Here is an 8,805-nt window from a genome sequence, read left to right as displayed (position 1 = left end):
GCGTAGCACCTCAACCAACCGAACCGCCGGATGCGGACCCGCACGTCCGGTGGTGTGGGAGGGGACCGGCAGCAGAAAACTGCCGGCCCCTATCCCGATCGGCAGGCCCGCTTCGCGTGCTCAGCGCGGCCTGCCGCCCTGCGGCGGCGTGGCGGTCCTGCCGTCCTCCGGCCAGGCGTGCCGCGGATAGCGCCTGCAGAGCTCCTTGCGGATCTGCGGGTAGTGGCGCTCCCAGAAGCCGGCGAGATCCTGCGTCACCTGCACCGCCCGCTGGTTCGGCGCGAGCAGGTGGAGCGTGAGCGGCACCCTGCCGCCGCAGACGGCGGGCCCCTTCGCCATCCCGAAGAAATCCTGGAGCCGGGATTCGATCCAGGGCGGCTGGTCCGCCTCGTAGTGGATCGGCACCGAGCGGCCGCCGGGCAGGGTGAGCCGCGTCGGCGCCTCGCGGGCGAGGAGCCGCTGCTGATCGCCGCCCAGGTTCTGGAGCAGCAGCTCCTGCAGCGACGCGTCGCGCAGCTCGGCGAAGGAGCGCAAGCCCTCGCACGCCTGCGCCACCGCGTCGCGCATCGCCTCCGCGCCGAGGGCCGGCATCTTCGCCTCCGGCATGTACCGCGCCAGTAGCGCGAGCCGGTGGAGCAGCCCTTCGATCGAGGGCGCGAAGCTCGAGAGCCCCCGCGCCAGCGCAGCGTCGGCGAGGACCCGCGCCGTCTGCGGCGACGGGGCGGCGGGGCCGCGGCTCTCCTCGAGGGCCACCTGCCCGAAGGTGATCCGGCTCACCCGCTCCACCCGCTCCGCCTCCGCGTTCCAGAGCCACTCGTCGCTCTCCGCCACGTCGTCGGCGAAGAGATCGAGCAGCCACTCCGGCTCGATCGAGGAGGCGATCCGCACCGTGGTGCTGCGGCGGGCGCCGGGCCTGCCGCGCTCCTCCACGTCGACCGCCACCACGAAGGTGGCGTCGTGGACCACGCTCGCCTCGGAGAGCTCGGCGGCGCCGCCGGCGGCGAGGACGAGATCCCTGCCGGTGGCCGTGCGGCGCTTCGCCACGCGGTCGGGAAAGCCGGCGAGGATGGAAAGGAGCAGCGCCTCCTCCTCGTCGGCAGGGGCGGGGGCTTCGTTCTTCGCGAGCCGCGCGAGCTGCTTGCGGGCGCGGTCCACCGCGTCCACCGCCCGCACGTCGAGGCCCATCGATCGCAGGCGCTGCGGCGCGAACCGGGCGCCCTCCGCCTCGCGGAACCGCTCGAGGAGCTCCAGCGCGTCCGAGGATCCCGAAACCCGGCGCGAACGGCCGCCGCCGCCGAAGGTGCGCGCCTCGACCCGGATGTCCCGCTCGGCGATGAGCGCGGCGACCGCCGCCGCGCTCTGCGCCACGCCGCGCCGCTCGCCTTCGACGAGGAGCCGCCCGAGGCGCGGGTGCACGGGGAGCCGCACCAGCTTCTTGCCGACTGCGCTCAAGCCCCCCGTGGGATCGAGGGCGCCGAGCCGCCGCAGCAGCGTCTCCGCCGCCTCCAGCGCAGCAGGCGCCGGCGCCTCGAAGAAATCGAAGGCACCGGAATCACCGACGCCGGCGCCGTGGAGGGCGAGTAGCGTCTCCGCCAGATCGAGCCGGAGGATCTCCGGCGCGTCGTGATCGGGCCTGCTCTCGAAGTCGTGGCGGGTGTAGAGACGCAGCGCCCGGCCTTCCCGGGTGCGGCCCGCGCGCCCCGCCCGCTGGATCGCCGAGGCCTTGCTCACCTTCGCGAGCTGCAGGGTGGGGAGGCCGCTCCAGGGCGAGTGGCTCGCCACCCGGGCGAGTCCGGTGTCCACCACCGCGGCGATGCCGTCGATGGTCACCGAGGTCTCCGCCACGTTGGTGGAGAGGATGATCTTCCGCTGGGCGCTGGGCCGCACCGCCCGGTTCTGCTCCGCCAGCGGCAGGTCGCCATGGAGGGGAAGGACGAGCAGGTCGTGGCTCTCCACCAGCGGCTGGAGGAGCTCCGCCGCCCGGCGGATCTCGCCGGCGCCCGGCAGGAAGACGAGGGTGTGGCCGTCGAGCCCCTCGCGCAGGAGGCGCTTCACCGCCGCGACCACCTGCTCGTGGAGCGGCCGCTCGTCCGCCTGCTCCAGGTAGTCGATGGCCACGTCGAAGCGGCGCCCCTCGCTGCGGAGTCGCGGCGCGTCGCCGAGCCAGGCAGCCACCGGCTCCGCCGCCAGCGTCGCCGACATCACCACCAGCTTGAGGTCGGGGCGGGTGGTGCGCTGCAGCCGGCGCAGCAGCGCCAGAGCGAGATCGCCGGCGAGGTGGCGCTCGTGGAATTCATCGAGGATCACCGCCCCCACGCCGCGGAGCCGCGGGTCGGCGAGGAGCCGCCTGGTGAGGATCCCCTCGGTGACGAAGCGCACCCGGGTCCTCGGCCCCGCCACCTCCTCGAAGCGGACGGCGTAGCCGATCCGCTCGCCGGGGGCCTCGCCCAGCTCCTCCGCCACCCGCTGCGCGGCGAGGCGCGTGGGCAGGCGCCGCGGCTGGAGCACGAGGATCTCGCCTTCGATCGACCCGGCCTCGAGGAGCGCCCGCGGGACCCGGGTGGTCTTGCCGGCGCCGGGCGGCGCCTCGAGCACGAGGGCGGGGTGGGCGCGCAGCGCCGCGACGAGGTCGGGGAGGACGGGATCGATCGGCAGGGGCTGCATCAGTCGATCGCACCGACCTTGAGCTGGCTCCGCTTGCCCTTCCACCGCACCCACGTCGCACCGGGGCGATCCGCCTCCTCCGCCTCGGGGCAGGTGCCGGGCGGCGGCCCCTGCTCGCAGCCGATCCAACCGGCCTCGTTCCCCGACTGGAGGATGTCCTCGTCCTGGTCGATGCAGAAGACCTTGTTCCCTGCGGCGGCGAGGCGCGGCCAGGCGTAGGCGACGAAGCGCCGTTCGCGTCCGTCGGCACCTTCCGGCAGGTCGTAGCGGAAGCAATAGCCGTGGGCTTCGAGGATTCCGCCTTCGATCGTGTTGCCTGCGAGCGGCACCAGGGTCGCCGGCACCACCTGGCCAGAGGGGAGCGGGGCGGTGGCGGCGAGCTGCTCCATCGTCCCGAACTCGGCGATCCCGTCGCGATCGGTATCGATGAAGGCTCCGCGGCGCAGATTCCCCTGCGCCCAGTGGAGGGTCCGCAGGGTGGAAACCGCCGTTTTCTCGGCGAAAGCCTGGCCCGACCCGACCACGTTGGAGACACCGGTGGAGGCGAGGAAGGCGCCCGTTGCAACGGTGGCGCAAATGATCAAGCCGGCGATGACGAGGAGCTGTCGCATAAGCAAAAAACGCTTCCCACGCGGTCGGGCCCTGGGCTAGAAACCGCGCGCCGGTCCGTGCCCGGCAAGACAAGAACGTCCTTGTACGCAGGAACCTCCGATCGCGCCAGCCTCGCTGCCGTGCGTCGGCTCCGATTCCTCGTAGGGCGTTCGGGCGATGCCGGTGCGGACGTAGTGTGGCGAAGCGGACAGGTGCGGCGTGATGCCGCGGCAATTTGCCGCAGCAGCGCCGACAGACGAGGAACGAGAGCGCTGCTGCGGCGCGGAACTGTCACGGCACGGTCATTGCCTAGCAGGCCGCTCCCGCAACGCAGCGTGGAACTTCAGGTCTTCGGCAGCCTCGCAACGGTGCCGTGCATGGGCCTATTCCAGAAGGTAGGGCGACCTCAGTGGATTCTACCGGACACCGACCGGACGATCGCGACCAGTCCCCGGTCCCGTACGTCTTCCCGCCCTGGGTCAACCAGATCCCCCGGGTGATTCCCCTGGCAGCCGTGGCGCTCGGCATCGTGGTGATCGGAACCGTCTGGTTCTGGTTCTCGCCGAAGCACACCGAAGTCGGCTACGCGCCGAAGCAGCCGGTGGCCTATAGCCACAAACTTCACGCAGGCCAGCTCGGAATCGACTGCCGCTACTGCCACACCGCGGTCGAGAAGGGTCCGCACGCGAGCGTGCCGCCCACCGAGACCTGCATGAACTGCCACACGGTGGTGAAGTACGACTCGCCGAAGCTCGAGCTCGTGCGGCAGAGCTACCAGACTGGGCAGCCGATCGAGTGGACCAAGGTCCACAACCTCGCCGACTTCGCCTACTTCAGCCACGCGCAGCACGTGGCCAAGGGCGTGGGTTGCGTGGAGTGCCACGGCCGCGTCGACCAGATGGAGGTCGTCCGCGTCACCGAGCCGCTCTCCATGCAGTGGTGCCTCGACTGCCACCGCAATCCCGGCCCGAACCTCCGCCCGAAGGACCAGGTCACCAACATGGCCTGGACCCCGCCCGAGGGCACGGACCCTGTCGCCTACGGCAACCAGCTCGTGGAGCAGTACCACGTCGCCGCGCCGGTCGACTGCTCGGGGTGCCACCGATGAGCCAGAACCACAACGAGAACCGCAACGAACTCCTCCCGATCGAGGAGAACGGCAAGACCTACTGGCGTAGCCTCGATCACGTCGCCGGAACCCCCGAGTTCCAGAAGCTCGTGGCCGAAGAGTTCCCGGAAGGCGCTTCCGAGCTCACCGACCCGGTCTCGCGCCGCAGCTTCATGCAGCTGATGGGCGCCTCCGTCGCCCTCGCCGGCTTCGGCACCGGCTGCGTCCGCAGGCCCGAGGAGAAGATCCTCCCCTACGCCCGCCGCCCGGAGGACCTCGTCCCCGGCCTGCCGCAGTTCTACGCCACCACCATGTCCTACGGCGACACGGTGACCGGCCTGGTGGTCGAGGCGCACGAGGGCCGTCCCACCAAGATCGAGGGCAACCGGCTCCACCCCGCGTCGCAGGGTGCAGCGTGCACCTTCGAGCAGGCGGCGATCCTCTCGCTCTACGATCCGGACCGCACGGTCCGCGTGCTGAAGAACGGCGAGGAGAGCACCTTCGCCGCCTTCGACCAGAGCTTCGACGGCCTCCTCGGCAACCTCCGGAGCAACGGCGGCAGGGGCCTCGTGATCGTGAGCGAGGCTTCGGCGTCGCCCACCTTCGCCGCGGTCCGCCAGCAGATGGAGCAGGCGCTGCCGCAGGCCCGCTTCTTCGAGTGGGAGGCGATCTCCAACGAGAACGTCCTCGCCGGCACCCGCCTCGCCTTCGGCCAGGCCCTCGAGCCCGTCTACCGGATCGAGCGTGCCGACGCGATCGTGGCGGTGGACGCCGACCTCTTCGGCAGCGGCCCCTTCCACCTCCGCTACAGCCGCGACTGGGCCCAGCGCCGTGCGCCGGACGCACCGGGCGGCATGAACCGCCTCTACGCGGTGGAGCCGGTCTTCACCGTCACCGGCGCCGCTGCGGATCACCGCCTCCGCCTCCGTGCCTCGCAGGTCGGTCCCTTCCTCCGGGCGCTCGCAGCAGAGCTCCAGAAGCAGGGCGTCTCGATCCCCACGGGCATCGCGCAGGCAGGTGGCGAGGGTGCCCAGGCGAAGTTCGTCCAGGCCCTCGCCAAGGACCTCGCCGGCAAGCGCGGCAAGAGCGTGGTCGCCGTCGGCCGCCACCAGGCGCCCGCCGTCCAGGCGATCGCCTGGGCGATCAACGACGCCCTCGGCAACGTCGGCGAGACGATCCGCTTCGCCACGCCCGCCAGCGTTCCCGCCGTCGCCCCCACCGAGGCGATCCGCGCGGCGACCCAGGCGCTCCAGGGCGGCCAGGTCGACACCCTCGTGGTGCTCGGCGGCAACCCGGCCTACGACGCCCCCGCGGACGTCCCCTTCGCCGAGGCGATGAAGCAGGCGAAGAACACGGTGCACCTCACCGTGGCGCCGAACGAGACCTCCGCCCTCGCGCAGTGGGTGGTCCCGGAGACCCACTTCCTCGAGGAGTGGGGCGACGCCCTCGCCCTCGACGGCACCTACTCGATCGTCCAGCCGCTGGTCCGCCCGATCTGGGACGGCCGCTCGAAGATCGAATTCCTCTCCCGCATCGCCGGCAAGCAGCAGAAGGGCTACGACCTCGTTCGCAGCAACTTCCTCGCGAGCCGCGGCGGCGAGGAGGCCTGGCGCAAGACCCTGCACGACGGCGTGCTCGAGGGCTCGAGCGGCCAGTTCGTCGAGGCGCAGCTCACCGCAGGCGCCATCGGCCCCGCCGTCTCGCGCCTCCCGGCGCCGGGCACCGGCGTGGAGCTCGTCTTCCTCGTCGACAACAAGATGTACGACGGCCGCTTCGCCAACAACGGTTGGCTCCAGGAGCTGCCGGAGCCGCTGACCAAGCTGACCTGGTCCAATGCCGCGCTGGTGAGCCCGAAGCTCGCCGAGAAGCTCGGCCTCAAGACCGGCCAGATGGTGAAGCTGCAGGCTGGCGAACGCGCCGTCGAGGCAGCCGTCTGGGTGCAGCCCGGCACCGCCGAGGAGACCATCGGTCTCGCCCTGGGCTACGGCCGCAAGGCGGCGGGCCGGGTCGGCACCGACCGCGGCTTCGACGCCTACCAGCTCCGCACCAGCCAGAACGCCTGGTTCGCGAGCGGCGTGAGCGTCACCCCGGTCGCCGGCGAGTGGCTGATGGCAGCCACCCAGGACCACCACAGCATGGAGGGCCGCCCGCTCATCCGCGAGGCGTCGATCCAGGAGTACGAGCAGAACCCGTACTTCGCCCGCGAGATGGTGCAGCACCCGCCGCTCCTCGCGCTGTGGAAGCAGCACGAGTACACGGGCCAGCAGTGGGGCATGTCGATCGATCTCAACGCCTGCGTGGGCTGCAACGGCTGCATGATCGCCTGCCAGGCCGAGAACAACATCCCCATCGTCGGTCCCGAGCAGACGCGCATGGGCCGCGAGATGCACTGGATCCGTCTCGACCGCTACTTCGCCGCTTCCGGCGAGGCGGCCGACCTCGACGACGCCGAGGTGCTCTTCCAGCCGATGACCTGCCAGCAGTGCGAGAACGCGCCCTGCGAGAACGTCTGCCCCGTCGCGGCGACCGTCCACTCCAAGGACGGCGGCCTCAACGACATGGTCTACAACCGCTGCATCGGCACCCGGTACTGCTCGAACAACTGCCCGTACAAGGTCCGCCGCTTCAACTTCTTCGACTGGCACACCCAGGGGCTCGACGCGATCACCGACGTCGAGAAGATGAAGTTCAACCCGGACGTCACCGTTCGCACCCGCGGCGTGATGGAGAAGTGCACCTACTGCGTGCAGCGCATCAACGCCGCCAAGCGTGACGCGAAGCTCTCGGGCTTCGAGAAGGTGCCGGACGGCGCGATCACGCCGGCCTGCGCGCAGGCGTGCCCGACCGAGGCGATCGTCATGGGCGACGTCAACGACCCGAACAGCCGGGTCAGCAAGCTGAAGCAGCAGCCGAGGAATTACGAGGTCCTCGCGGAGCTCAATACCAAGCCCCGCACCTCGTACCTGGCCCGCATCCGCAACCCGAACCCCGAGTTGGTGTCGTGAGCCAGACTCCTAACACCATCCCCGAAGCGCTTCTCCCCACCTCGGAATACGAGGAGGAGAAGCTCGTCCATGGCGGGCTCACCTTCCACGACGTCACCGAGGTGGTGGCGCGTCCGACGGAAGAGAAGACGCCGCTCGTTTGGTACGTCTGCCTCGCGCTCGCGCTCGGCGTGCTCGGCGTCTTCGGCGCCAGCATCCTCTGGCTCGTGTGGGCCGGTACCGGTATCTGGGGTCTCCAGCAGCCGGTGGGCTGGGGCTGGGCGATCGTCAACTTCGTGTTCTGGGTCGGCATCGGCCACGCGGGCACGCTGATCTCGGCGATCCTCTTCCTCTTCCGGCAGAAGTGGCGCACCTCGATCAACCGCTTCGCCGAGGCGATGACCATCTTCGCGGTGGCCTGCGCCCTCACCTTCCCGGGCATCCACGTCGGCCGCCTCTGGCTCGCCTACTGGATGTTCCCGCTGCCCAACCAGATGGGCATGTGGCCGAACTTCCGTTCGCCGCTGCTCTGGGACGTCTTCGCGGTCGGCACCTACGGCACCGTCTCGATCCTCTTCTGGTACGTCGGCCTCATCCCCGATCTCGCCACCCTGCGCGATCGTGCGACGACCAAGACCCGGGCGCTGCTCTACGGGATCTTCTCCCTCGGCTGGCGCAGCTCGATGCGCCACTGGGTGCACTACGAGCGGGCCTACCTGATCCTCGCCGGCATCTCGACGCCGCTGGTGCTCTCGGTTCACACCATCGTGTCGTTCGACTTCGCGGTGTCGGTGGTCCCGGGCTGGCACACCACGATCTTCCCGCCGTACTTCGTCGCCGGCGCGATCTTCTCCGGCTTCGCCATGGTGGTGACCCTCATGGTCGTCGCCCGCCAGGTCTTCGGTTTCAAGGACCTGGTAACGATCAGCCACCTCGAGAAGATGAACAAGATCATCCTCCTGACCGGTACGCTCGTCGGCTACGCGTACGGCATGGAGTTCTTCATCGCCTGGTACAGCGGCAACGAGTACGAGGCCTTCGCCTTCGTGAACCGTGCGTTCGGCCCCTACGCCTGGGCGTACTGGATCATGATCTCGTGCAACGTGATCACGCCGCAGTTCTTCTGGTTCAAGAGGATGCGCCGGTCGATCCCGGTGATGTTCGCGCTCTCGATCTTCGTGAACATCGGCATGTGGTTCGAGCGCTTCGTGATCACGATGACGCTGCACCGCGACTTCCTGCCATCGTCGTGGGGCTACTACATGCCGTCCATCTGGGACATCCTCACGTTCATCGGCTCGTTCGGCCTCTTCTTCACGCTCTTCCTCCTCTTCCTGCGCTTCCTGCCGGCGATCGCCATCGCCGAGGTGAAGGGCGTGATGCCGGAGGCGGATCCGCACCACGGCCATGCGCACCACGGTGACGTGCGCCACGCCGAGCACGCGGAGGCTCACTGAC

At 70.1% G+C, this 8,805-nt stretch carries 5 protein-coding genes; 3 read left to right on the top strand and 2 right to left on the bottom strand.

The annotated features are described in order from the left end of the window. Window positions 1–120: 120 nt before the first annotated feature. Window positions 121–2,664, bottom strand: coding sequence for an ATP-dependent helicase HrpB (gene hrpB / locus ACESMR_RS10970; RefSeq protein ID WP_373047101.1), 2,544 nt, complete (start codon window positions 2,662–2,664; stop codon window positions 121–123). Then, the gene (locus ACESMR_RS10965; RefSeq protein WP_373047100.1) at window positions 2,664–3,275 is read right to left on the bottom strand and encodes a hypothetical protein; all 612 of its coding nucleotides are present in this window, start codon (window positions 3,273–3,275) and stop codon (window positions 2,664–2,666) included. Before ACESMR_RS10965 ends, hrpB begins: the two co-directional genes overlap by 1 nt. Before the next feature lie 389 nt (window positions 3,276–3,664). Between ACESMR_RS10965 and ACESMR_RS10960 the strand changes: the two genes are divergently transcribed. Genes ACESMR_RS10960 through nrfD form a run of 3 tightly spaced genes read left to right on the top strand, consistent with a single transcriptional unit; the run spans window position 3,665 to window position 8,804 of the window. Next, on the top strand, window positions 3,665–4,363 hold the full coding sequence (locus tag ACESMR_RS10960) for a cytochrome c3 family protein (RefSeq protein ID WP_373047099.1): 699 nt from the start codon (window positions 3,665–3,667) through the stop codon (window positions 4,361–4,363). Further along, window positions 4,360–7,368: a TAT-variant-translocated molybdopterin oxidoreductase gene (locus ACESMR_RS10955; protein WP_373047098.1), complete on the top strand. Its 3,009-nt coding sequence runs from the start codon at window positions 4,360–4,362 to the stop codon at window positions 7,366–7,368. Before ACESMR_RS10960 ends, ACESMR_RS10955 begins: the two co-directional genes overlap by 4 nt. Further along, a complete protein-coding gene (gene nrfD / locus ACESMR_RS10950; protein ID WP_373047097.1) occupies window positions 7,365–8,804 on the top strand; it encodes an NrfD/PsrC family molybdoenzyme membrane anchor subunit in 1,440 nt (479 codons plus the stop codon). Before ACESMR_RS10955 ends, nrfD begins: the two co-directional genes overlap by 4 nt. Window position 8,805: the final 1 nt, after the last annotated feature.

It is taken from the genome of Vulgatibacter sp. (assembly GCF_041687135.1).
GTDB lineage: Bacteria > Myxococcota > Myxococcia > Myxococcales > Vulgatibacteraceae > JAWLCN01.
Note: the sequence above shows the minus strand (reverse complement) of the source record. Positions and strands in the feature narration are given on the sequence as shown.

Coding starts and splice junctions, on each gene's coding strand:
- ACESMR_RS10955 (WP_373047098.1), top strand. CDS start 4,360: ATGAGCCAGAACCACAACGAGAACCGCAACGAACTCCTCCCGATCGAG.
- ACESMR_RS10965 (WP_373047100.1), bottom strand. CDS start 3,275: ATGCGACAGCTCCTCGTCATCGCCGGCTTGATCATTTGCGCCACCGTT.
- hrpB (WP_373047101.1), bottom strand. CDS start 2,664: ATGCAGCCCCTGCCGATCGATCCCGTCCTCCCCGACCTCGTCGCGGCG.